This window comes from Kitasatospora sp. NPDC058048, assembly GCF_042885555.1.
Classification (GTDB): domain Bacteria; phylum Actinomycetota; class Actinomycetes; order Streptomycetales; family Streptomycetaceae; genus Kitasatospora; species Kitasatospora lactacystinica.
Map to the genome: position 1 here is coordinate 68,882 of NZ_JBHVRT010000035.1, position 23,126 is coordinate 92,007.

Annotated in this window: 21 protein-coding genes and 1 riboswitch; of the genes, 11 read left to right on the top strand and 10 right to left on the bottom strand. The window is 72.9% G+C overall.

What is annotated here, in order from left to right; translation table 11 throughout:
- Positions 1-30 precede the first annotated feature (30 nt).
- Genes ACFVVA_RS30685 through ACFVVA_RS30695 form a run of 3 tightly spaced genes read left to right on the top strand, consistent with a single transcriptional unit; the run spans position 31 to position 1,267 of the window.
- A complete protein-coding gene (locus ACFVVA_RS30685; protein ID WP_387694016.1) occupies positions 31-387 on the top strand; it encodes a VOC family protein in 357 nt (118 codons plus the stop codon).
- A 17-nt stretch (positions 388-404) separates the two neighbouring features.
- On the top strand, positions 405-851 hold the full coding sequence (locus ACFVVA_RS30690) for an SRPBCC family protein (RefSeq protein ID WP_387694017.1): 447 nt from the start codon (positions 405-407) through the stop codon (positions 849-851).
- The gene (locus ACFVVA_RS30695) at positions 848-1,267 is read left to right on the top strand and encodes a nuclear transport factor 2 family protein (RefSeq protein ID WP_387694018.1); all 420 of its coding nucleotides are present in this window, start codon (positions 848-850) and stop codon (positions 1,265-1,267) included. Before ACFVVA_RS30690 ends, ACFVVA_RS30695 begins: the two co-directional genes overlap by 4 nt.
- 66 nt (positions 1,268-1,333) lie before the next feature.
- Here the strand turns inward: ACFVVA_RS30695 and thiC are convergent, their stop codons facing one another.
- On the bottom strand, positions 1,334-3,148 hold the full coding sequence (thiC, locus tag ACFVVA_RS30700; protein WP_387694019.1) for a phosphomethylpyrimidine synthase ThiC: 1,815 nt from the start codon (positions 3,146-3,148) through the stop codon (positions 1,334-1,336).
- Positions 3,143-3,277: riboswitch (TPP riboswitch) on the bottom strand. Its footprint overlaps the gene before it by 6 nt.
- Positions 3,278-3,512: 235 nt before the next feature.
- Between thiC and ACFVVA_RS30705 the strand changes: the two genes are divergently transcribed.
- Positions 3,513-6,020: a PKD domain-containing protein gene (locus ACFVVA_RS30705; RefSeq protein ID WP_387694020.1), complete on the top strand. Its 2,508-nt coding sequence runs from the start codon at positions 3,513-3,515 to the stop codon at positions 6,018-6,020.
- 86 nt (positions 6,021-6,106) lie between these two features.
- Here the strand turns inward: ACFVVA_RS30705 and ACFVVA_RS30710 are convergent, their stop codons facing one another.
- Positions 6,107-6,307, bottom strand: a complete 201-nt coding sequence (locus ACFVVA_RS30710) for a DUF5326 family protein (RefSeq protein ID WP_049653234.1) — start codon at positions 6,305-6,307, stop codon at positions 6,107-6,109.
- 278 nt (positions 6,308-6,585) lie between these two features.
- On the opposite strand from ACFVVA_RS30710, the gene ACFVVA_RS30715 reads away from it, so the two are divergent.
- The gene (locus ACFVVA_RS30715; RefSeq protein WP_387694021.1) at positions 6,586-7,857 is read left to right on the top strand and encodes a hypothetical protein; all 1,272 of its coding nucleotides are present in this window, start codon (positions 6,586-6,588) and stop codon (positions 7,855-7,857) included.
- Positions 7,858-7,950: 93 nt separating this feature from the next.
- Here ACFVVA_RS30715 and tenA read toward each other — a convergent pair whose 3' ends face one another.
- Positions 7,951-8,622, bottom strand: coding sequence for a thiaminase II (tenA, locus tag ACFVVA_RS30720; RefSeq protein ID WP_387694022.1), 672 nt, complete (start codon positions 8,620-8,622; stop codon positions 7,951-7,953).
- A 26-nt stretch (positions 8,623-8,648) separates the two neighbouring features.
- Positions 8,649-8,966 (bottom strand): cupin domain-containing protein, encoded by a 318-nt coding sequence (locus ACFVVA_RS30725; RefSeq protein WP_387694046.1) that lies wholly within the window; start codon positions 8,964-8,966, stop codon positions 8,649-8,651.
- 120 nt (positions 8,967-9,086) lie between these two features.
- On the opposite strand from ACFVVA_RS30725, the gene ACFVVA_RS30730 reads away from it, so the two are divergent.
- Complete coding sequence (locus ACFVVA_RS30730) at positions 9,087-9,467, top strand: phage holin family protein (RefSeq protein ID WP_359905187.1); 381 nt, start codon at positions 9,087-9,089, stop codon at positions 9,465-9,467.
- Between the two features lie 102 nt (positions 9,468-9,569).
- Here ACFVVA_RS30730 and ACFVVA_RS30735 read toward each other — a convergent pair whose 3' ends face one another.
- Entirely contained in the window at positions 9,570-9,995 is a 426-nt protein-coding gene (locus ACFVVA_RS30735; protein WP_387694023.1) for an SsgA family sporulation/cell division regulator, read from the bottom strand.
- Positions 9,996-10,705: 710 nt separating this feature from the next.
- On the opposite strand from ACFVVA_RS30735, the gene ACFVVA_RS30740 reads away from it, so the two are divergent.
- Complete coding sequence (locus ACFVVA_RS30740) at positions 10,706-11,275, top strand: NUDIX domain-containing protein (RefSeq protein ID WP_387694024.1); 570 nt, start codon at positions 10,706-10,708, stop codon at positions 11,273-11,275.
- On the opposite strand, the gene ACFVVA_RS30745 is transcribed toward ACFVVA_RS30740, so the two are convergent.
- The 4 genes from ACFVVA_RS30745 to ACFVVA_RS30760 form a co-directional block, all read right to left on the bottom strand.
- Complete coding sequence (locus tag ACFVVA_RS30745) at positions 11,276-13,006, bottom strand: globin domain-containing protein (protein ID WP_387694025.1); 1,731 nt, start codon at positions 13,004-13,006, stop codon at positions 11,276-11,278.
- A 234-nt stretch (positions 13,007-13,240) separates the two neighbouring features.
- The gene (locus ACFVVA_RS30750) at positions 13,241-14,620 is read right to left on the bottom strand and encodes a dihydrolipoamide acetyltransferase family protein (RefSeq protein ID WP_387694047.1); all 1,380 of its coding nucleotides are present in this window, start codon (positions 14,618-14,620) and stop codon (positions 13,241-13,243) included.
- Positions 14,620-15,588 carry an alpha-ketoacid dehydrogenase subunit beta gene (locus ACFVVA_RS30755; protein WP_380545877.1) on the bottom strand — a complete coding sequence of 323 codons (969 nt, stop codon included), beginning with the start codon at positions 15,586-15,588 and terminating at the stop codon, positions 14,620-14,622. Before ACFVVA_RS30755 ends, ACFVVA_RS30750 begins: the two co-directional genes overlap by 1 nt.
- Before the next feature lie 104 nt (positions 15,589-15,692).
- On the bottom strand, positions 15,693-16,835 hold the full coding sequence (locus ACFVVA_RS30760) for a thiamine pyrophosphate-dependent dehydrogenase E1 component subunit alpha (RefSeq protein ID WP_387694026.1): 1,143 nt from the start codon (positions 16,833-16,835) through the stop codon (positions 15,693-15,695).
- Positions 16,836-16,999: 164 nt separating this feature from the next.
- Here ACFVVA_RS30760 and ACFVVA_RS30765 point away from each other — a divergent pair, with 164 nt between their 5' ends.
- Positions 17,000-17,446: an Lrp/AsnC family transcriptional regulator gene (locus tag ACFVVA_RS30765; protein WP_359905204.1), complete on the top strand. Its 447-nt coding sequence runs from the start codon at positions 17,000-17,002 to the stop codon at positions 17,444-17,446.
- Between the two features lie 85 nt (positions 17,447-17,531).
- On the opposite strand, the gene ACFVVA_RS30770 is transcribed toward ACFVVA_RS30765, so the two are convergent.
- A complete protein-coding gene (locus ACFVVA_RS30770) occupies positions 17,532-18,116 on the bottom strand; it encodes a TetR/AcrR family transcriptional regulator (RefSeq protein ID WP_387694027.1) in 585 nt (194 codons plus the stop codon).
- 159 nt (positions 18,117-18,275) lie between these two features.
- On the opposite strand from ACFVVA_RS30770, the gene ACFVVA_RS30775 reads away from it, so the two are divergent.
- The 3 genes from ACFVVA_RS30775 to ACFVVA_RS30785 all read left to right on the top strand — a co-directional run bounded on the left by ACFVVA_RS30775 (position 18,276) and on the right by ACFVVA_RS30785 (position 23,011).
- Complete coding sequence (locus ACFVVA_RS30775; protein WP_387694028.1) at positions 18,276-19,514, top strand: hypothetical protein; 1,239 nt, start codon at positions 18,276-18,278, stop codon at positions 19,512-19,514.
- 160 nt (positions 19,515-19,674) lie between these two features.
- Positions 19,675-21,375 (top strand): phenylacetic acid degradation protein PaaN, encoded by a 1,701-nt coding sequence (gene paaN, locus ACFVVA_RS30780; RefSeq protein WP_380634180.1) that lies wholly within the window; start codon positions 19,675-19,677, stop codon positions 21,373-21,375.
- Positions 21,376-21,520: 145 nt separating this feature from the next.
- The gene (locus tag ACFVVA_RS30785; RefSeq protein ID WP_387694029.1) at positions 21,521-23,011 is read left to right on the top strand and encodes an FAD-dependent monooxygenase; all 1,491 of its coding nucleotides are present in this window, start codon (positions 21,521-21,523) and stop codon (positions 23,009-23,011) included.
- The last annotated feature ends 115 nt before the right edge of the window (positions 23,012-23,126 follow it).

The following is a 23,126-nucleotide window of genomic DNA, read 5'->3' on the forward strand; positions in this document are numbered from 1 at the left end:
GCTCACCTGATGACACGAAGGGAGCCGTCCATGGCCGTCCACGCGGAGCTCACCGCGATCACCATCGACTGCGCCGATCCCGGGGCCCTCGCCGAGTTCTACCGCAAGGTCACCGGCTGGGACCTCGGGCAGGGCGACGACGACTTCGTCCAACTCGGCGAGGGGCCGGTCCGGTTGGCCTTCCAGCGGGTCGCCGGCTACCGGGGGCCCGGCTGGCCCGACGCCGCGAAGCACGCCCATCTCGACTTCACGGTCGCCGATCCCGAGGTCACGGTGAAGGAGCTGCTCTCGGCGGGGGCGACCAAGCCGGAGTTCCAGCCCGGCGAAGGCGAGTGGACCGTTCTCGCCGACCCCGAGGGCCACCTGTTCTGCATCGCTTCGGCCTGACGAGGAGTCGATCACCCATGGCCTCGATCCACAAGGAAATCGTCATCGACGCCCGCCCCGAGGCGGTGTGGTCGGTGCTCAGCGACTACGGCGCGGTGCACGAGCGGCTGGCACCCGGGTTCGTCACCGACACCCGGCTGAGCTCGGACACGCGCACCGTCACCTTCGCCGATGGCACGATCGTGTTCGAACGGCTCGTCGACCTCGACCACGAGGCGATGCGGGTCGCCTACACGGTCGTCGGCGGCAGCCTCCATCCGTCCCACCACCACGCGTCCATGCAGGCCCTTCCGGAGGCCGGCGGCCGGACGAGATTCGTGTGGCACACCGATGTCCTGCCCGACGCCCTGGCCGCACCGATCGCCGAGTCCGTCGAGCACGGTTCGGCGGTGATCCGCCGCACGCTGGAGGCCGCTTCATCGGCCGCGCCCGGACCGGCGCCCGTACCGACCTCGGCTCGATGAGCAGCCACGACATCGTCCGGGCCGCCTGGAAGGCGTTCGCCGGCCACGACGCCGATCAGATCTCCGCGGTCTTCACCGAGGACGCCGAGTGGCTGGCACCTCCGGGAAACGCGACGGCCACCGCGCTGGGCTGTCCCAGTCACATGGTCGGCAGGGAGGTGATCACGCGCTTCCTCGCCGAGGACTTCCCCCGCCTGTTCGCCAGGGACGTCGACGTCACCTTCCACGGTTTCCACGCCGACGGCGAGCGCGTGATCGTGGAGGAGACCATGACCGCGACGCTCGCCAACGGCAATCACTACGCCAATGACTACTGCCTGGTCTTCGAACTCCGTGACGGGCTGATCCACCGCGTCCGTGAGTACATGGACACCGCGCGCGGACACCGCATGGTCTTCGGCGACGCCGAGAAGTAGCCGAGGACGGCGAGGACGGCGAAGCGCCGCCCCGAGGTGATCGGGGCGGCGCTCAGGTGTCCCGGGTCAGTCGACCAGGGGCAGGTAGACCTTGTTGCCCTGGGCCGCGAACTCGGCGGACTTCTCGGCCATGCCCGCCAGGGCCTCGGCGTCGAACTCGGTGTCCACGGCGGTGGAACCGTCGCCGTGCTCGTCGCGGATCTTCTGGGAGATCTTCATCGAGCAGAACTTCGGGCCGCACATCGAGCAGAAGTGCGCGGTCTTGGCGGGCTCGGCGGGGAGGGTCTCGTCGTGGAAGGCGCGGGCGGTCTCCGGGTCGAGGGCCAGGTTGAACTGGTCCTCCCAGCGGAACTCGAAGCGGGCGTCGGAGAGGGCGTCGTCCCAGGCCTGGGCACCGGGGTGGCCCTTGGCCAGGTCGGCGGCGTGGGCGGCGATCTTGTAGGTGATCACACCGGTCTTGACGTCGTCCCGGTTGGGCAGGCCCAGGTGCTCCTTGGGCGTCACGTAGCAGAGCATCGCGGTGCCCCACCAGGCGATCATCGCCGCGCCGATGCCCGAGGTGATGTGGTCGTAGCCGGGGGCGACGTCCGTGGTCAGCGGGCCGAGGGTGTAGAACGGCGCCTCGTCGCAGATCTCCTTCTGGAGATCCATGTTCTCCTTGATCTTGTTCATCGGGACGTGGCCCGGGCCCTCGATCATCACCTGGACGTCGTGCTCGCGGGCGATCCGGCCGAGCTCGCCGAGGGTCTTCAGCTCGGCGAACTGCGCCTCGTCGTTGGCGTCCGCGATCGAGCCCGGGCGCAGGCCGTCGCCGAGCGAGAAGGTGACGTCGTAGCTCGCGAGGATCTCGCAGAGCTCCTCGAAGTTGGTGTAGAGGAAGTTCTCCTGGTGGTGGGCCAGACACCAGGCCGCCATGATCGAGCCGCCGCGCGAGACGATGCCGGTCTTGCGGCGCGCGGTGAGCGGGACGTAGCGCAGCAGCACGCCGGCGTGGACGGTCATGTAGTCGACGCCCTGCTCGCACTGCTCGACGATCGTGTCCCGGTAGACCTCCCAGCTCAGCTCCTCGGCCCTGCCGTCCACCTTCTCCAGGGCCTGGTAGAGCGGCACGGTGCCGATCGGCACCGGGGAGTTGCGCAGGATCCACTCACGGGTGGTGTGGATGTTGCGGCCGGTGGAGAGGTCCATGACGGTGTCCGCGCCCCAGCGGGTGGCCCAGGTCATCTTCTCCACCTCCTCCTCGATCGAGGAGGTCACGGCGGAGTTGCCGATGTTGGCGTTGATCTTCACCAGGAAGTTGGTGCCGATGACGGCCGGCTCCACCTCCGGGTGGTTCACGTTGACCGGGATGACGGCCCGGCCGCGGGCCACCTCGGCGCGCACGTACTCCGGCGCCAGACCCTCGCGCAGCGCCACGAACTCCATCTCCGGCGTCACCACGCCCCGCTTGGCGTAAGCGAGTTGGGTGACGGCGGCGCCATCGCGGCCACGCAGCGGGCGACGCGGCCGACCGGGGAAGACGGCGTCCAGGTTGCGCAGGTTCCCGCCGCGCGGCGAGGTGTGCTTGATCCCGTCGTCCTCGGGGCGCGGCTCGCGGCCGTCGTACTCCTCGACGTCGCCGCGCTGGCGGATCCAGGCGTCCCGCAGGGCGGGCAGGCCGCGCCGCACATCGGGCTCGAAGGACGGGTCGGTGTACGGGCCGGAGGTGTCGTACAGCGGGACGGACCCGCCGTTGCTGAGCCGCACCTCGCGGTACGGAACGCGCAGGTCGGGGCGCGACCCCTCGCGGTAGGCCTTGCGCCAGGCCGGGGTCGGGTAGCCGGTGCGCTCGCTGCTGGGGGCGCCCTGGGCAGACTGCGGCTGTGCTTCGAACGTGGTCATCTGACCTCTACTCCCTACGCCGGCATTACCCGGTCAGGTTCCTGCGGTCGACGCAGCCGTCGGTCCGTCCGTCGACGTCCCGGTCAGCGTCCTCTCAGCCCGGTGCTCCGAGCTCCCGCGTCGCAGGCGGTGTTGCCTGCACACGACGCCCAACACCGTAGCGAGCCGATCGCCGCAGGTCCAGAGCGCCCCACCCTGCCCGGTCGGCCGCACCGACCGGGCCCCGCGGCCGGACCTGTCCCACCCCGCCCCCATAATGCTCACCGATACTCCGCAGACACTCCATCAGGGCGTGCACGGCCCAACCGGATCGGCGCCCGCTCAGGGGTTTCACGGCTTTGACAACTTTTGGGGGAAATGCACCGTGCGCATCCGTCACGCGGCCGGCCTGAGCGCCGCCGTGGTCTCCGCGGTGGTGGGCCTGCCACTGCCCGCGGCCGCGGCCGAGCCGGCCGCCGTCCTCTACGTCCAGGGCGGTCTCTGCAAGGACAGCGGCCCGGGCACCCAGGCCCAGCCGCTCTGCACCGTCCAGGCCGCCGCCGACCGGGTACTGCCGGGCCAGACCGTGGAGGTCGCGCCCGGCACCTACCCCGAGGACGTGACCGTCCGGCGCTCCGGCGAGCCCGGCAAGCCGATCACCTTCCGCGGCACCGGCCGCATCGGCAAGCTGCCGTCCCTTCCGGGCAGGACGTCGACCTTCCCGGTCATCGCCGGACCGCTGCGGCAGCCGGTGACGATATCCGGCCAGCACGACGTCGTGTTCTCCGGCTTCGACGTCACACACTTCGAGCTCGACGGCGTCAGCCGGGTCGAGCTCTCCGGCAACTGGATCGAGCAGCGGGACGACAAGATCGTCCGTCCGGCTGTCGCCGTCACCGGCGCCAGCGACCACGTGCGCATCGAGCGCTCGTTCGTTCGCGGCACCACCGGTGGTGTGAAGGTCGGCCCCGGTATCGCCGGGACGGTGATCGCCGGCAACGACTTCAACTCCACGTCCAGGGGGCCGGCCGTCTCGGTGACCGACGCGCCGGGCACGGTCATCACCCACAACACCACCAACATGACGCCCACGCCCGCCATCGATCTGGCCGGCTCGTCCGACCACGCGACGATCACCAACAACATCGTGGCCACGAGCGCCATCCACGTGTCCGCCGGATCGACCGCGGGCACCACCCTCGACTACAACACCGTCTGGTCCTTCAGCCCCGACCGCTACCCCTGCTACAAGTGGGCCGACGTCACCTACAAGTCGGCCGCATCCCTGCAGGCCGCGAGCGGCCAGGGCCTGCACGACGCGAACTCCTCCGTGCCGTTCGACGTTGATTTCTCGCCGCTGTCGGTGCCCAAGTCCTACGCGCGCGACTGGCAGGCCGGCGGCGTGATCGACTCCGCCGGCCCCGAGACGCCCGGCATTCCGACCGTCGACCTGCTCGGCCACGACGCGTTCGACCACGAGGACGTCGCGAACAACGGCCCGGACGGCGGGTTCCGCGACCGCGGCGCATACGAGGCCGTCGGCACCCTCGGCGCCAGCCTCACGGTGACCCCGGAGAACGACTTCGACCCGCTCGCTGTCATGGTCAGGGCCAATCCCACCAGCCCCTCGCGGATCACCGGCTACTCCTACGACTTCGGCGACGGCCCGGCCAGGCCCTGGGAGAACCGGTCCTCCGAGCGCCATGTGTACGCCAAGCCCGGCACCTACACCGTGCGGCTGACCGTCACCGATGAGTTCGGCACCACCAGCACCGCCGAGCGGGTCGTCACCGTCGACTACACCCCGGCCGGCTACACCGCGATCGCCCCGACCCGCATCCTGGACACCCGCGCGCCCGGCAGCCGCTACCCGCGGCTCGGCCCCGGTGAGACCATGGACCTGGACGTCCGCAACCGGGTCTCCGGTTCGGCCGGCACCCTGGTGCCCCCGGGCGCCACGGCCGTCGTGCTCAACCTGACCGCGACCGAGGCCACCGCCGACAGCCACCTGGACGTCTCCACGACACCCGCCCGGTCGAACGCCTCGAACCTGAACTTCGGCCCCGGCCAGGACGTCGCCAACCTGGTGACCGTGCCGGTCGGCCCGAACGGCACGGTGGTGGTGCGCAACAACGCGGGCTACGTGCACACCGTCGCCGACGTCCTCGGCTACTTCACCGCGGACAGCACGGACCGCTTCACCTCCGTCGCCCCGGCCAGGCTGCTCGACACCCGGTCCGACGCCACCCCGCTGGTCGCGGGCGCGCCGCGGCGCCTGCAGATCGCCGGGACCGGCGGCGTCCCGGCGGGCGCCACCTCGGCGGTGCTCAACGTGACGGCCACCGAGTCCGCCTCGCCGGGCTTCGTCGCGGTCTACCCGGGCGGGACCCAGCGCCCCGCGGCCGGCTCCAACCTCAACACCGCCCCGGGCCGGGACATCCCCAACCAGGTGGTGGTCCCGCTGGGCGCGGACGGAAGCGTCGAGATCTTCACCAACGCCTCCAGTTCGCACCTGGTGGTCGACGTCTTCGGCTACTACAGCCCGGACGGCAAGGGCCTGTTCACCCCGGTCGTGCCGACCCGCCTGATGGACTCGCGGAACAGCACTCCGTTCGGCCCGTTCGACCGCCGTACGGTCGACGGCGTGCCCGCCGGTGCGACCGCCGCGGTGGTCAACCTGACGGCGACCGGGACCACCGGGGCCACCCACCTGACCGCGTGGGCCACCGGGACGGACAAGCCCGGCACCAGCAACCTCAACGCCACCCCCGGGCTGGACGTCCCCAACCACGCCACCGTCCCGGTCGGCTCCGGGGGCCGGTTCGACATCGCCAACAACGCCGGCACGACCGATGTCGTCGTCGATCTCTTCGGCTACTACCGCAACCAGTAGCCGATCGGATACCGGAGAACGGCCGAGGCCCGGTCCCCCCTCTCGTAGGGGGGCCGGGCCTCAGGGCGGCGTTACGGGGTGGTGGGTCAGCTCTTGGCGGCCTTCTTCACCAGGACCACCACGGCGGCGGCGATGCCGACCACCACCAGCAGCTTGATCACGATCGAGAGCAGGGCGCCGACGACGCCGAACACGAAGGCGACGATGTTCCAGGCCAGCACCAGGACCAGCACCGGGATGACGATGTTGCGCACCCAGGAGGGCAGCGACTTCCAGAGCTCAGCCATGTCGGTTCCTCTTCTCCCCTCGGGTCGGCCGCCGTCCGGTGCCGCATCCCGCTTGCTTTCGGTACTTCGATCGTACGGTGGCGCGAGTGCCGGAACGAGGCCCAACGGCCCGGAGAGAACCCCGAGATCACCCCGAGCCCGACCCCCCGGGTGACCCCCGAGAATTCGTCCGGCGGCGTACAACCCCCGGCGTTCCCAAGCGTCCAACCAGTGCCGGGAGAACGCCCGTCCGGTGCCATCGACCAGGGGGGAACCTGATCATGCGGGCCAGAACAGCCGTGTCCACAGCCGCTCTCGCGGCGCTCAACCTGACCGTCGCGGCCCTCGCCGCAGTCCCGTCGAGCGCGGCACCGGCGGCCGTGACCGCCGCCGCCGACGTGACCGCACCGGCCGGGTTCGTCGGGATGTCCCCGACCCGGGTCCTGGACACCCGCGACTACAACCAGGTCCCGGAGTTCCGCACCGCGCGGCCGCTCCAGGAGGGCCAGTACTTCACGACCCCGATCGCCACGTTCTGCCGCAGCCACCCCCCGCGGGACTGCACGTCCGTCGTTCCGACCGACGTCACGTCCGTCGTGGTCAACGTGACCGTGACCAACCCGACCGCCGACAGCTACCTCTCGCTCGGCCCCACCGCCGGTGCGCCCGGAACCAGACCCGCCACCTCCAGCATCAACTTCAAGGCCGGCCAGACCGTTTCGAACCTGGTGACGGTCGCGGTCGGCCCGGTCAGCCGCGCCGCCCCGTGGCTCACCGTCTACAACAACGCGGGCACCGCCGACGTCGTGCTCGACGTGGTCGGCTACTACCGGACCGCGGCGACCGACAAGTACGGCCCGCTGACCCCGACCCGGATCGCCGACAGCCGCAGCGACGGCACCGGCCGGCTCGGCGGCGACGCGGTGCGCACGTACCAGGTCGCCCGCCCGGAGCTGGGCACCGCGGACGCGAAGGCCGTGGTCCTCAACGTCACCACCACGGACGGTTCCTGGGACAGCTTCGTGACCGCGTACCCGAGCGGAACGCAGCGGCCCGCCAACGGCTCGAACGTCAACTTCCCGGTGGGATCGACGGTCGCGAACCAGGTCGTGGTGCCGGTCGGGGCGGACGGGAAGATCGACATCTACAACCGCGCCGGCTGGGTGCACGTGATCGTGGACGTGGTCGGCTACTACGGCCCGTCCGGCACCGGGCTCTTCAGCGCGCTCACGACGCCGGTCCGCAACCTCGACACCCGGATCACCGGTGGCAAGCTCCAGCGGGGGGCGACCACCGCGGTCCGGGCCGTGCCCGCGGACGGCTCCGTCCCGAACGTGCTGGGCGTCGCGGCCAACGTCACGGTCACCGACGTCACCGACTCCGGCCACCTCACGGTGTTCCCGGGCGGGGGCCAGCCGCCGAACACCTCCACCGTGAACGTCGAACCCGGGCAGACCGTCGCCAACTCGGTGACCACCGGGGTCACCGGCGGGGGCACCTACTCGGTCTTCAACCACGGCGGCCCGGTGAACGTCGTCGCCGACCTGACCGGCTACTTCGTCACCGGCTGACCCGGCACCGCCCGTCGTCCCGGCAGCGCCCGCCCGTCGTCCGTACGGCACCTGGACGGCGGGCGGACGACCGGCGGACGCACCCGCGCCGCCTCAGACCGGCCAGCGCTCTCCGCGCCAGGCGGCGTCCCAGAACATCCACTCGTAGCGCGAGGTGGTCACGAAGTGCTCGACCACCTTGCGGCGCTCGGCCGCGGACAGCTCCTCACCGAGCCGGTCGGTGAGCGCCAGCACCCGGCGGACCACCGACTGGAAGGCCTCGTCGCCGTAGGTGGCGATCCACTTGGCGTACAGCGGGTCGGGCGAGCCCTGCGCGAGCAGCGCCTCGCCGACCCGGGCGTAGATCCAGTAGCAGGGCAGCACCGCGCCGACCGCCTCGGCGAAGGAGCCGCCGTAGACGGTTGCCAGCAGGTAGCTGGTGTAGGCCCGGGTGGTGGGCAGCACGGGCTCGGCGGCGGCCTCCTCGGCGCTGCCGCCGAAAGCCGTCAGGAACTCGGCGTGCATGCCCTGCTCGGCGGCGAGCGCGCCGACCGCGTCGTCGGCGAAGGCCCGGACGTCCTGCTCGCCGGGCGCCTTGGCGGCGCAGACGGCGAGCGCGCGGGCGTAGTCGCGCAGGTAGTGCGAGTCCTGGACGACGAAGTGGCGGAAGGCCGCGCGCGGCAGGGTGCCGTCGGTGAGCCCGGCCAGGAAGGGGTGGGCGAGGATCTCGGCGTACACCGGCTCGATGGCCGCCCAGAGTTCTTCGGTCAGCGTCTTGGTGCTCATGACGCCGACCCTAACCGGCGGGACGCTCAGTCCTCCGGCGGGGAGAACACCACCAGGACGCGCAGCTCCTCGGTGATGTGGTGGAACCGGTGCGGGGTGCCGGCCGGCACGTACACCACGGTGCCGCGACCGACCGTGGCGGTCTCGGCGCCGACGGTCAGCTCGGCCCGGCCGCTGATCACCTGGTAGATCTCGTCCTGGTCGTGCGCGGTCTGGGTGTCGGTGTCGCCGGGGGCGAGCGCGTACAGCCCGGCGGACATCCGCGGTTCGCGCAGGAACCGCAGGTACGCACCGTCGTTGGCCGCCCGTTCGGCGTCCAGTCCGTCCAGCCGGAAGATCTTCACCGCCGCCGTCCTCCCTCGTTCCCGGGCCCGTCCGTCCACCTCCCGGACCAGGGGCATTCAACACCACCCCGCCGTCCGGTGGTTCCGCCGGGACGGGGGTACCTGTCAGGCTTGGGCGGCATGAAGGGTTTCGTCATCAAGACACTGATCAACGCGGCGGCCATCTGGGTCGCCGCCTGGATCGTCAGCGGCATCCAACTCGCCGAGGGCAACGCGGACTGGCAGCACAAGGCGCTGACGGTGCTCGGCGTCGCCGTCGTGTTCGGCGTGGTGAACTGGCTGATCAAGCCGGTGGTCAAGCTGTTCTCGCTCCCCCTGTTCATCCTCACGCTGGGTCTGATCACCTTCGTGATCAACGCCCTGATGCTCCTGCTCACCTCCTGGGCCTCCGGGAAGCTGAGCCTGGACTTCCACGTGACCAACTTCGTTTCCGCCCTGGTCGGTTCGCTGATCATCAGCCTGGTCTCGTGGGGCCTGCACCTGGCCCTGGACGACGACTGACCGGCGGCGCGCGAACAGCCGAAAGGGGCCCGCACCCGGGTGTTCCACCGGGTACGGGCCCCTTCGCCGTTCTCGCCGCGCGGCCTGCCGGCGCCGGACCGCTCACCCCGCGTTCTCGCGCCCCTTGAGCAGGTCGGCGAGCTGGGCGTCGATGTCCCGCCCGGTGAACTCCTGCCCCATCGGGACCAGCCGGTCGGTGCGCGCCAGGAAGGCGATCAGCGGCGCGGCCGACGCGCACAGCAGGGCGTCGCCGTCGGGGGAGCGCAGCACGATGCGGACCTCCGAGAGCTCCTCGCCGACCGGGCGGATGTGCACGTCGCCCTCGCCCGCCGGCCCGCTGATCCCGTCGAGCAGCAGCTCCCGCGCGAAGTACCAGGTGACCGGGGCGTCTCCGGGGAGGTGGAAGGTGAGCCGGACGGCGTACGGATCGTCGGCCTCGTACGCCAGGTCCACCGGGAGGCGGAAGGAGAGCTCGTGCGAGACCACGAGGTTCATCACCAGGTGACCCTGGACTGTGCTGTGCTGCATGGCGCCAGTACCTCTCGTTCTGCCCGCGCCGTCGGTCTGCTGGTCCGATGGCGGCCGGACATGTTTTCGACGGTTTTTGTGACGGTTTATGCAACCAATCCACGTTCGATCATCATCGTCCCGTTTGGGGATGTAGCGGACAAGGTGTGCTTTTTCAAATGGTGAACGAGCCGGAGCTGGTCCGGACCAAGTGGTGTCAGGAGATGAACCCCGGGCTCATCGCCCCCACCCCGCGCCGCAGTTGGCGGGCGGCGGGCCCCAGCCGGTCGGCCCGGCCGACCGGGAGCGACAGGGCCGTGGTGGCGACCACCGGGCCGATGGCGATCGGGACGGCCGCCCCGGACTCCCGCGCGGTCCCGGGCTCCCGGGCGACCCCGAACGGCCGCGTCCGCTCGGACGGCCGCGACGTCCCGCCGGGCTGTGCCTTCCCGAACTGCTGCGTCCTCCCGAAAGGCCGTGCGATCCGATCCATGCCACCCAACCCCCAGCCCGAGTCCCTCGTACAGGTCCGTGCCCAGAACGGGCATGCGGAGCGAAACCTCCGATTTGCCCGATAGCTGCTCATTGCAGCACAGCGGGGCCCCGAACGGATGCACCCGACCGGGTCGGCGTTTCGACCCGTTCCCGGTGTGTTTCGCCCTGTTCCCCGGGTTTCGCCCCCGCCCCGGCGCGGGAGAATCCCGCACAACGCGCCAGTCCCGGAGGTGGCCATGGGCCCCGAGAACCGCACTCCGCCACCGCGCCCCGTCGTGAAGCGCACCGCGCGGGCGATCCTGCTGGAACTCGACCCGGACGATCCGTACGGCCCGGCGTCGATCGTGCTGATCCGGCGGGTCCGGCCGGACTCGCCGCACCCGTACTGGATCACCCCCGGCGGCGGGGTCGAGCGCGAGGACCGGACGGTGGTCGAGGCGCTGCACCGCGAGGTGGACGAGGAACTCGGTGGGAAGGTCGTGGACGTGGTGCCCGCCTTCGTCGACACCATCAGCCACCCCCTGCCCCAGCCACCGGCCGGGGGGACCGCCGTCGACGACGGCACCCTGCCGCACCCGCACGGGGTCAAGGTGCAGCACTTCTTCGTCTGCCGGCTCGCCTCGATGGACCTCAGCCGGCGGCACGGGCCCGAAGTGACCGACCCCAACGGCGAGTACGAGGTGGTCCGGCTGCCGTTCACCCGCGAGGGCGTCACCTCGGTCAACGTGGTCCCGCCCCGGCTGCGGGCGTACCTGGCGGCCAACATCGAGGGCATCCGCGCGCTCCTCGCACCCGACCTCGGGTGATCAACCCGCGGTCGGGTCGCCGACCGGGTCGTGCCGGATCCGCTCGGCCGGCACCCCGGCCCGCAGCAGCGCCCCGACGCCCGTGCGCACCATCGCGGGCGGCCCGCTGAGCACCGCCTCGCGCCCGGTCCACGGGCCGAACCGGCTCACCACCTCGGGCAGTTCGCCGGTCAGCGGCCCGCCGGACAGCAGGCCCCCGGGCAGCAGGACACCCGCCGGGGCGCCGCCGGAAAGCACCGGACGGACCGTCAGCCACCGGTTCCGCGCGGCCAGTTCGCGCAGCTCGGCCAGCGCGTACAGCTCCTCGGCCCGACGGGCGCCGTAGAAAACCTCGACCCGGCGGCCGGGCACGCCGTGCTCGACCGCCTCCTCGACCAGGGCGCGGATCGGCGCGATGCCGGTGCCCCCGCCGAGGCAGAGCAGGTCCGGTCCCGCCGCGTGGTCGACGGTCATCGAGCCGGCCGCCGGGCCGAGCCGCAGCACGTCCCCGGGCGCGGCCCGGTGGACCAGCGCGTTGCTCACCCAGCCCGCCTGGACGGCCTTGACGTGGAAGGTCAGCAGCCCGTCCGGGCGGGGCGCACCGGCGAAGGAGTACTGCCGCCAGACCCTCGGCCACCAGGGCGTCTCCAGAGCGGCGTACTGCCCGGCCCGGAACGGGTACGCCTGGTCCGGGCGGACGGTGATCGCCGCGACGTCCCGGGTGCGGCGCTCGTGCCGGACGATCTCGCCCTGCCACCAGGGCGGCGAGGTGCGGGCGTCCTCCTCGGCGGCCTCGATCACGACCGAGGAGATCATCCGGTAGGCGCGGCGCCAGGCCGATTCGGCCTCGGCGTCCCAGCGGCCGCCCGCGTACCGGGCCAGCGTCGCCACCAGGCACTCCTCCACCGCGGCGTCGTGCCCGGTCAGCGTGCCGTACCGACGGTGGTCCCGGCCGAGCCCGGTCAGCGTGGCGCGCAGGGCCACCGGCTGGTCGATCTCGCGCACGACGGCCAGCAGGATGCGGAACAGCCGGTCGCGGTGGACGTCCATGGCGGCGGGGAAGGAGGGGCGGAGCTCGGGGTGGCGCAGGAAGAGCAGCGCGAAGAAGTGCGCGGTGGCCCGGTCGGCATCCGGCTCGACGGCGGCGAGGCCGGCCCGGACCAGCGCGACCTCCCGGCTGGTGAGCGGCGGTCGGCCGGCGGTCCCGTCCTGGCCCGCAGCGGGAAGGCCGACGTCGGGAAGGCCGGCAGCGGGGAGCGCGACGGCGGGCGGTGCGGCCGGGAGCTGCCCGACGGGGGTCCGCACGCCCCAGGCCTCGCTCCACCGGTCGCCCGGCCCGGCCCAGTTGAGGCCGGGCGCGTCGACGAACAGCGGGCGGAAGGGAGTGGGGTCCGGAGCGAGGACGAGGCCGGAACCGGGCGCGGCGCCGGAACCGGAAACGGGGCCGGTGGCGGGCACGGCCGGGGGGTGCGGCGGCCGGGCCGGGATCACCGGCCGGACGGGCTCCAGCAGCGACACCGGCGGCAGCACCGCCGTCGGCGCCTCCGCGGCCGCCAGGGGCGGCAGGTCCAGCAGGTCCAGCGGGTTCAGCGGGTTCAGCGGGTCCAACGGCGTCGGCGGCCGGACGGCCACCTCCCGTGCCATCTCCCGCGCCGGGGTGCGCCCGGGCGCACCCGCCGGCAGGCCCGGGACGGAGGCGGCCCCCGCCGAGCCGTGTCCGGTGCGGACCAGGACTGTCCCGCGGGACTTCACCGCTACGTTTCGAGTACCCAAGAGAATCGTTTCGCCTCCGGCCGGCTGCGCCACCACTCGGCTTGTCCCTACTGGCGCCAGGGCAGCGTGGCACGGCCGGAGCGCTCCTCCGACGAATCGCGCGAAGCCCGGACATCCGGGCCGGGGACGCGCTACTCTCCCCGGTCCGCGGTCGCCCTGGGTGCCCCTCCGCGCACCCAGGGCGACCAGGTCCGCCCCTTTCGGCGGCCGGGATCAGAGCTGTCGCAGCAGCATCCCCGGCTGCTCCACACAGTCGGCGACGAACCGCAGGAAGCCGCCCGCCGTCCCGCCGTCGCAGACCCGGTGGTCGAAGGTGAACGACAGCTGGGTCACCTCGCGCACCGCCAACTCCCCCTGGTGGACCCAGGGTTTGGCCACGATCCGGCCGACCCCGAGCATCGCCGCCTCCGGGTGGTTGAGGATCGGGGTGGAGCCGTCCACGCCGAACACCCCGTAGTTGTTCAACGTGAAGGTGCCGCCCGTCAGTTCGGCCGGGGTGAGCGCACCACCGCGCGCCGCTTCGGTCAACCGGGCCAGCTCCTCGCCGAGTTGTTCGGTGCTGCGGTTCTGCGCGTCCCGGACCACCGGGACGACCAGCCCGCGCTCGCCCTGCGCGGCGAAGCCCAGGTGCACTGCCGAATGCCGGAGGATGCCCGAACCGTCCTCGGTCACCGAGGAGTTGAGCTCCGGGAAGCGCGCCAGCGCGACGGTGCAGATCCGCGCCAGCAGCGCCAGCACGCTCACCTTCGGCCCCGGCGTGGCGTTCAACTGCCTTCGCAGCGCCATGAGTCCGGTGGCATCCGCATCCACCCAGCAGGTCGCCGCCGGGATCTCCCGGTGGCTGCGGCTCAGCTTCTCGGCCACCGCCTTGCGCAGTCCGCGCAGCGGCACCACGCCGTCCCGCACGGCCGGCCCGGCGGGCGCCGGAGCGGCCACCCTGGCCGCGACCGCCCGTTCGACGTCCGCACGCATGATCAGTCCGTCCGGCCCGCTCCCGGCGAGCGCGGTCAGGTCGACCCCCTGCTCCCGGGCCAGCCGCCGCACCAGCGGCGAGATCACCGGCACCACCGCGGGCCCGGTCGGCACCGCCGGAACCAGCACGGCCACCGCAGCGGTCGCAGCACCCGCCGGCGTACCGGCCGCAGCACCCGCCGGAGCACCAGCAGCGGCACCGCCACCGGGCACGACCTCGGCCGGCACCGCGGCCGGCCCCCCGACCCGGCGCCGGCGCCCGCCCCGGCCCGGCTCGGCGACGCCGAACCCGACCAGCGGCCGCTCCACCTCGGAGGCCGCGGGAGCGGCGACGACGCCCGGCTCGTCCGGAGCCAGCGGACCGCTCCCCGACGACGGCGCCACCGCGACCGTCACCAGCGGCGCGCCCACGGCGATCTCCTCGCCCACCTCGCCGTACCGCGCGGTGACCACCCCGCCGTACGGGCAGGGCACCTCCACCACGGCCTTGGCGGTCTCCACCTCCACCACCGGCTGGTCGACGGCGATCACCTCGCCGACCTCGACCATCCAGCGCACCACCTCCGCCCCGGTGAGACCTTCACCGAGGTCGGGCAGCCGGAACTCGCGCACGACGGGCATCATCCTCGGTCCTCCCACTGGAGCCGGGCGACCGCGTCCAGGATCCGGTCCACCCCGGGCAGGTGGTGGTGCTCCAGCATCGGCGGCGGGTACGGGATGTCGAAGCCGGTGACCCGCAGCACGGGCGCGGCCAGGTGGTGGAAGCAGCGCTCGGTGACCCGGGCGGCGATCTCCGCGCCGGTGCCGCCGAAGCCGCTCGCCTCGTGCACCACCACGGCCCGGCCGAGCGAGCGCACCACCCGGCAGACCGTCTCGTCGTCGAAGGGCACCAGGGTGCGCAGGTCCAGCACCGCGAGGTCCCAGCCCTCGGCCTTCGCCGTCTCGGCCGCCTCCAGGCAGACCGGCAGCGAGGGGCCGTAGGTGATCAGCACGGCGGAGGTGCCGGTGCGCCGCAGCACCGCCCGGCCGATCGGCTCGACCGGCGTCGCCGGGTCGAAGTCGGCCCTGCCCCAGTAGAGCCGCTTGGGCTCCAGGAAGACCACCGGGTCGTCGGAGGCGATCGAGGCGCGCAGCAGCCCGTACGCGTCGGCCACCGTCCCCGGCGTGACCACGTGCAGGCCGGGGGTGCTGGTGTAGTACGCCTCGGAGGCGTCGCTGTGGTGCTCGACGCCGCCGATGCCGCCGCCGTACGGGATGCGGACGGTGATCGGCAGCGGCAGCCTGCCGGCCGTGCGGTTGCGCATCTTGGCGACGTGCGAGAACAGCTGCTCCAGCGCCGGGTAGGCGAAGGCGTCGAACTGCATCTCGACGACCGGGCGCAGCCCGTACATCGCCATGCCGATCGCGGTGCCGAGGATGCCGGCCTCGGCCAGCGGGGTGTCCAGGCAGCGCTCCGGGCCGAACTCGGCGGTGAGCCCGTCGGTGATCCGGAAGACGCCGCCGAGCGCGCCGACGTCCTCGCCGAGCACGTGCACCGCCGGGTCCTCGCGCATGGCGTCCCGCAGCGCGGAGTTGAGCGCCTGGGCCATGCTCGACGGGCGGGCGTCGGAGGGGCGCCGCGATGGGGGTCCCCCCGGCCGGAGGCCGGGGGAGGACCCGCCGTGGGTGGGCGCGGGCGACGGGTGGGAGGTGCTCACCGGTCCGCCACCTCCGCCTCGGCGGCCAGCTCTTCGGCCAACTGGGCTGCCTGCTCTCGTAGTTGTGGGGTCGGTTCGGCGAAGACGTGGGCGAACAGCGCCATCGGGTCCAGGGCCGGGTCGGCGTGGAACTCGGCCCGCATCCGGGCCGCCAGCGCCTCGGCCTCGTCGGCCGCCTCCCGCACCAGCCGGTCGTCCAGCACGCCGAGCCCGCGCAGCGCGCGCTCCATCAGCAGGATCGGGTCGTGCTCGCGCCAGGCGGCCACCTCGGGCTCGGTGCGGTAGCGGGTGGCGTCGTCGGCGTTGGTGTGGGCGTCGATCCGGTAGGTCAGCGCCTCGACCAGGGTCGGGCCGCCGCCGGCCCGGGCCCGCTCGACCGCCTCGGTCAGCACCGAGTGCACGGCGGGCGCGTCGTTGCCGTCCACCAGCCGGCCCGCCATGCCGTAGCCGACGGCCTTGTGGGCCAGGCTCGGTGCAGCGGACTGGGCGCTGAGCGGGACGGAGATCGCGTAGCCGTTGTTCTGCACCAGGAAGACCACCGGGGCGCCGAGCACGGCCGCGAAGTTCAGCGCCTCGTGGAAGTCGCCCTCGCTGGTGCCGCCGTCGCCGAGCATCGCCAGCGCGACCACCGGCTCGCCGCGCAGCCGGGCGGCGTGCGCCAGCCCGACGGCGTGCGGGGCCTGGGTGGCGAGCGGGGTGCAGAGCGGGGCGGTGCGGCTGGCCCGCGGGTCGTAGCCGGTGTGGGCGCTGCCGCGCAGCAGGGTCAGCGCCTCCAGCGGGTCGACGCCCCGGGAGACCACCGCGAGGGTGTCGCGGTAGCTGGGGAAGAGCCAGTCGTGCTCGCCGAGCACCAGCGCGGCGGCAACCTGGCAGGCCTCCTGGCCGGTGGACGCCGGGTAGACGGCGAGCCTGCCCTGCTTGGTCAGGGTGGTGGCCTGCTGGTTGTAGCGGCGGCCGACGACCAGCCGGCGGTAGAGCTCGCGCAGCAGGGCCGGGTCGTACTTCTCCATGGCCGGGGTGCCGAGCGCCCGGACGGGGGACGGGTCCGGGAGGAGGGGCGCCGGGTCGGTGCGCGGAGCGGTGGCCCCGGGCAGCCAGCCGGGCACGCTCGTGTGGTGTCTGTGGTCGAGAACGGTCATCTCGGGGCACCTCCAGGGGTGGCGGGGGCTCCCTACCGATTGTTCGGTCGTCTGTTCATCTTGACCAGAAGCGTGACAAGGTGGTGGACATTCGGCCTGTTCGGCGGTCGACTGGTGGCAGTGTGTCCAATCGGTGGGGGTGGGGGGTCATGTCTGCTGAACAGATGTCCAGACTCGATCAGGTCGACCGGTCGATCCTTCGGCTGCTGCAGCAGGACGGTCGCGCCTCCATCCGCTCGGTGGCCGAGCGGGTGCACGTGTCCCGGGCCAACGCGTACGCCCGGATCTCCAGAATGGTCGAGGACGGCATCATCCGCGGCTTCACTGCCAGGGTGGACCACGAACGGGCAGGTCAGACCGCGTCCGCGTACGTCACCCTGAAAATCGTCCAGAACTCCTGGCGGACGGTGCGCGAACGGCTGCTGGAGCTGCCCGGGGTGGCGCACATCGCGCTGGTCGGCGGGGACTTCGACGTCCTGCTGCTGGTGCACACCGCCGACAACCAGGCCCTGCGGGAGCTGGTGCTGGGCAGCATCCAGTCCATTCCCCAGGTGCTCGGCACCCGGACCATGCTGGTCTTCGAGGAGACCGACCAGGTGCCGCCGATCTGACCGGCCGGGCCGCCGATCCGACCGGCCGGCCCACCGATCTCACCGACCGGCCCACCGGTCGGCCCGCCGCGGCGGGCCGGGCCGGTCAGCGCGCCCGCAGCCCGTCGAAGGCCAGGTGGACCACCGCGTCCGCGACGCCGTCGGCGGCCTTGAGCCCCGGCCGGTACCACTCCACGATCGAGTTGATCATCCCGAACAGCAGCCGGGTGGCCAGCCTGGGCTCCACGTCCGCGCGCAGCGAGCCGTCCGCGACCGCCGCCCGCAGCAGCTCGGCCACCTGGTGGTCGAAGTCCCGCCGGCGCTCCAGCGCCCACTGCTCGGTGGCCGTGTTGCCGCGCACCCGCAGCAGCAGCGTCACGTACGGCAGTTCCTCCAGCAGCACCTCGGCGGTGCGCCGCACCACGTGCTCCAGCCGCTCCACCGCCGGGCCCCGGACCGCGGCCGGCTCGACCAGGATCGCGAACAGCCCGTCCAGCGCCCGCCCGACCGCCAGCCGCAGCAGTTCCTCCTTGCCGCGCACGTGGTGGTAGATGGAGGACTTGGAGATCCCGGCCGCCCGGGACAGGTCCTCCATGGAGGTCCCGTCGTAGCCGCGCTCGTTGAACACGTCGACGGTCACCGCGAGCAGTGACTCCACGGTGTAGGCGGTGCGCGTGGTGTGATCGGCCATCCTCCGAGTATCCCCGGCCGCCCCCCGCGTTACGCGATCGGGTCCGACTGGTCCACACCAACCCGGAAAAGCAGGCCCTAGAATCTCCGGACGATCCGTCCACGTCCAGAGCACTGGGGTCCACGGCTGATGAACGCAATACCGGCAGTCGCCTCCGACATGCCAGAGCAGCGCAGCGAGGAGCCGGCGGACACCGGGCGCACCTGGCAGGAACGCGGCCGCCACCTGGTGGTCCGCTACGGACCGGCCGTGTGGTGCTACGCGGTGCTGAAGCTGATCGGCTTCACCGTCTTCATGAAGCTGCTCTCCTTCGCCGGTGACTACGCCAAGAAGCCGGCCCGGTTCGGCGGCGGCGCCAACCCCTGGGACGTGCTGGCCACCTGGGACGGCTGGTGGTACCAGCAGGTGGCGCAGTTCGGCTACCACCCGGCGCTCGTACCGATCCCCAACGGTCCGATCGGCTACACCATCGAGCAGAACTCGGCCGCCTTCTTCCCGCTCTACCCGGGCCTGATGCGGATGGTCTCGGAGACCACCGGCCTCGGCCTGTACGGCGCCGGGATGCTCGTCTCGGTGGTGTCCTCGCTGTTCGCCGCGGCCGGCATCTACGCCGTCGTGGAGAAGCTCACCTCGGACGCGCGCTCGGGCGTGATCGCGGCCGGCATCTGGGCGATCGTCCCGGGGTCGGGAGCCGAGTGGGCCGTCTACTCGGACTCGCTGTTCGTCGCGCTGGCCGCCTGGGCCTGCTACTGCGTGATGACCAAGCAGTGGATCGCGGCCGGGGTGATCACCCTGGTCGCCGGGCTCAACCGGCCCACCTCCGCGGCCCTGATCGGTGCCGTCGGCCTGGCCGCGATCGTCGAGCTGTACCGCCGGGAGAGCGGCGTCCTGCGCCCGCTGACCGCGATGGTGCTGGCCCCGGTCGGCCTGCTCGGCTACGTCGGCTGGGTGGGCTGGCGGACGGGCGAGTGGGGCGGCTACTTCCGGATCCAGCAGGACGCCTGGATGCACTACTTCGACTGGGGCCAGGGCACCTGGCACGCGATCCGCGGGGTGATGCTGGGCCGCAGCGACTACCCCTACGGCTTCCCGGTGCCGGACCTCCTCGCCACCCTGATCGTGTTCAGCCTGCCGGTGCTGATCGTGCTGCTGGTCCGGCTGCGCCCGCCGCTGGTGCTGACCGCCTACACGCTGGCCACGATCGTCTCGGTGCTCGGCAGCCTCGGCATCTTCGGCAACGTCTCGCGCTACCTGATGCCCGTGTTCCCGCTGTTCATCGCGCTGGCGGTGGCGATGCGCAAGCTGAGCCTGCCGGTGCTGGCCACCGTCCTGGGGACCGGGGCGGTCGCCTCCGGCTGGTACGCCGGGTACATCCTCTTCGAGCTCGGCGTGCCGTAGACCCGGATCACCCGAGCCCACGGGGGCGCGTCCGCCATGGACGCGCCCCCTGTGCGTTCCCGCCGGATTCCCCCGCTGCACCCCCTTGAGCCGACCGATCGTTCGGTTACTCTGTGACGTGTCCCGTCCTGCTTTTCGAGGCCCTCCGAGGAGCGCACAGATGTCCGCAGCGGTCACCCACCCCCTCGTCAGCGAGCTGGTCGAGCGCCACCAGGCCACCCTGGACGCCGCGCTCACCGCCGCCACCGAGCGCGACTACTGGTCGCCCTACCCCGAGTTCCCGAAGGCCTACGGCGAGAGCGGCCCGGCGGACGGCAAGGCCGCCTTCGACGCCCTGCTCGGCAAGCCCTTCGCCCTCGACGGCCACCCCACCGACGGCGACCAGGTCGGCGGCGAGGCCTCCCCGTACGGCGTCGAGCTGGGCATCACCTACCCGCACGCCGCCCCGGACGCGCTGATCGCCGCGCTCACCGCCGCCCGCCCCGGCTGGGCCGCCGCGACCCCGCTGGAGCGCGCCGCCGTCTGCCTGGAGATCCTGCACCGGATCAACGCCCGCTCCCACGAGTTCGCCCAGGCCGTCATGCACACCACCGGCCAGGCCTACGGCATGGCCTTCCAGGCCGGCGGCCCGCACGCCCAGGACCGCGGCCTGGAGGCCGTCGCCTACGCCTACGCCGAGCAGACCCGGCTGCCCCGGCAGGCCGGCTGGACCAAGCCGCAGGGCAAGCGCGACCCGCTGGTGATGACCAAGGAGTTCACCGTCGTCCCGCGCGGCCTCGCGCTGCTGATCGGCTGCAACACCTTCCCCACCTGGAACGGCTACCCGGGCCTGTTCGCCTCGCTGGCCACCGGCAACCCGGTGCTGGTCAAGCCGCACCCGCGGGCCGTGCTGCCGCTCGCACTCACCGTGCGGATCGCCCGCGAGGTGCTCGCCGAGGCCGGCTTCGACGCCGATCTGGTCTGCCTGGCCGCCGAGCACGAGGGCGGCACCGTCGCCCAGGCGCTCGCCGTCCACCCGGCGATCAAGCTGATCGACTACACCGGCTCCACCGCCTTCGGCGACTGGCTGGAGGAGCACGCCAAGCAGGCGCAGGTGTACACCGAGAAGGCCGGCGTCAACGCGGTGGTGATCGACTCCACCGACGACTACAAGGGCATGCTGGGCAACCTCGCCTTCGCGCTCTCGCTCTACAGCGGCCAGATGTGCACCACCCCGCAGAACGTGCTGATCCCGCGCGGCGGCATCGCCACCGACCAGGGCGACAAGTCCTACGACCAGGTGGTCTCCGACCTGGCCGGCGCCATCGAGGGCCTGCTGTCCGACGACGCCCGCGCCGCGGCGATCCTCGGCGCCGTGGTCAACCCCGGGGTGCTCCAGCGCTCGGCCGCCGCGGCCGGCGGCGAGTACGGCGAACTCGCCCTCGCCCCGCGCGCGGTGACCTCGCCGGACTTCCCCGGCGCGACCGTCCGCACCCCCGCCCTGGTCAAGCTGGACGCCGACAAGCCGGACGACCGCGCGGTCTTCCGCAGCGAGTGCTTCGGCCCGGTCTCCTTCGCCGTCGCCGTCGAATCCACCGCCGCCGCCGTCGAGTTGCTGCGCACCACGGTCCGCGAGAAGGGCGCCATGACCGCCTCCGGCTACACCACCTCGCCCGCGGTGGAGGCGCTGCTGGTCGAGGCCGCGCTGGACTCCGGCGTCTCGCTCTCGCTCAACCTCACCGGCGGGGTCTACCCCAACCAGACCGCCGCCTTCTCCGACCTGCACGGCACCGGCGCCAACCCGGCCGCCAACGCGGCCTACTGCGACGGCGCGTTCGTCGCCAACCGGTTCCGCACGGTGGAGATCCGCCGGCACGCCTGAGCCGTTCGACGCGTGCCCGGGTCCCGGCGGTCGCCCACCGCCGGGACCCGGCGGTTCACAGCCCCGACGGCGCCCGCGATGATGGAGGCTGGGAGAACGCCGGGAACGGCGTCCGACCGCCCTCCGAGGAACGGGAGCTGAATACATGGCCGTGAAGCCGACGACCGAAACCGACGTCCTGATCGTCGGTGCCGGACCGACCGGACTGCTGCTGGCCGGCGACCTCGCCGCCGCCGGGGTCGGCGTCACGGTGCTGGAGAAGCGGGCCGCCGAGTCCAACCTCACCCGGGCCTTCGCCGTGCACGCCCGCAGCCTGGAGCTGCTGGACGCCCGGGGCCTGGCCGAGGAGCTGATCGCCACCGGCCGTCCGCTCGCCGAACTGCGGATGTTCGACCGCTTCGGCATCGACCTCGGCTCGCTGCCCACCCGCTTCCCGTTCGTCCTGATCACCCCGCAGTACAACGTCGAGCGGGTGCTGCTGGAGCGCGCGGAGCACGCCGGCGCGACCGTGCTGCGCGGTGCCGAGGTCACCGGGCTGCACCAGGACGCCGAGGGCGTGACGCTGGAGACCCGGGACGGGCACAGCCACCGCGCCGCGTACGCGGTCGCCACCGACGGCGTCCACTCCACCGTCCGCGACCTGCTGGGCATCCCGTTCCCCGGGGAGTCCGTGGTCGACTCGGTGGTGCTGGCCGACGTCCGGCTGGACCGCGAGCCCGCCCAGGCGATCACCGTCGGCGCCAACCAGGCCGGCTTCGCCTTCATCGCCCCGTTCGGCGACGGCTGGTTCCGGATCATCGCCTGGGACCGCGAGGAGCGGTACCCGGACGGCACCACCCCCACCACCGAGCAGCTCACCGACCTCACCCGGGCCATCCTCGGCGAGGACTACGGCCTGCACGAGGTGCGCTGGAGCTCCACCTTCCACAGCGACGAGCGACAGGCCCCCAACTACCGCTCCGGCCGGGTCTTCCTGGCCGGCGACGCCGCGCACTGCCACTCCCCGGCCGGCGGCCAGGGCATGAACACCGGCCTCCAGGACGCCGCCAACCTGTCCTGGAAGCTCGCCGCCGCGCTCCGGGGCCACGCCACCGACGCCCTGCTGGACACGTACCAGACCGAGCGGCACCCGGTCGGCCGGACGGTGCTGCGCACCTCCGGCGCGCTGATCCGGCTGGCGCTCGCCGAGTCCGCCCCCACCCGCGCCCTGCGCGGGGCGCTGACCGCGCTGGGCGGCCACCTCGACCCGGTCACCGAGCGCGGCGCCAGGCTGGTCTCCGGCATCGGCATCTCCTACCCGGCCCCCAAGGACGCCCACCCGCAGGTCGGCAAGCGCGTCCCGGACCTGCGGCTGACCGCCCTGAGCAAGCCCGTCGAGGGCGCCCCCGCCGCCCCGGAGCGGCTCTACGAGGCGCTGCGCGCCGGGAAGTTCGTCCTGGTCAGCAATGACGAGCTGGCCGCCGCCGAGCCCTGGGCCGACCGCGTGGTCTGCGCCGCCCCCGCCGACCCGCACGGCAAGCTGCGCGACACCGTCCTGCTGATCCGCCCGGACGGCTACGTCGCCTGGGGCGCCGTCGACCCCGGCCAGGGCGAGCTCCGCACCGCCCTCACCGACTGGCTGGGCAGCCCGGCCTGACCGTCCTGCGGGCGGGGGGGGGGGGGGGGGCCCGGCCCCCCCCCCCCCCCCGGCCCCCCCCCCCCGCCCCCCCGCCCCCCCCCCCCCCCCCCCCCCCGCCAGCCCCGGGGCGGCA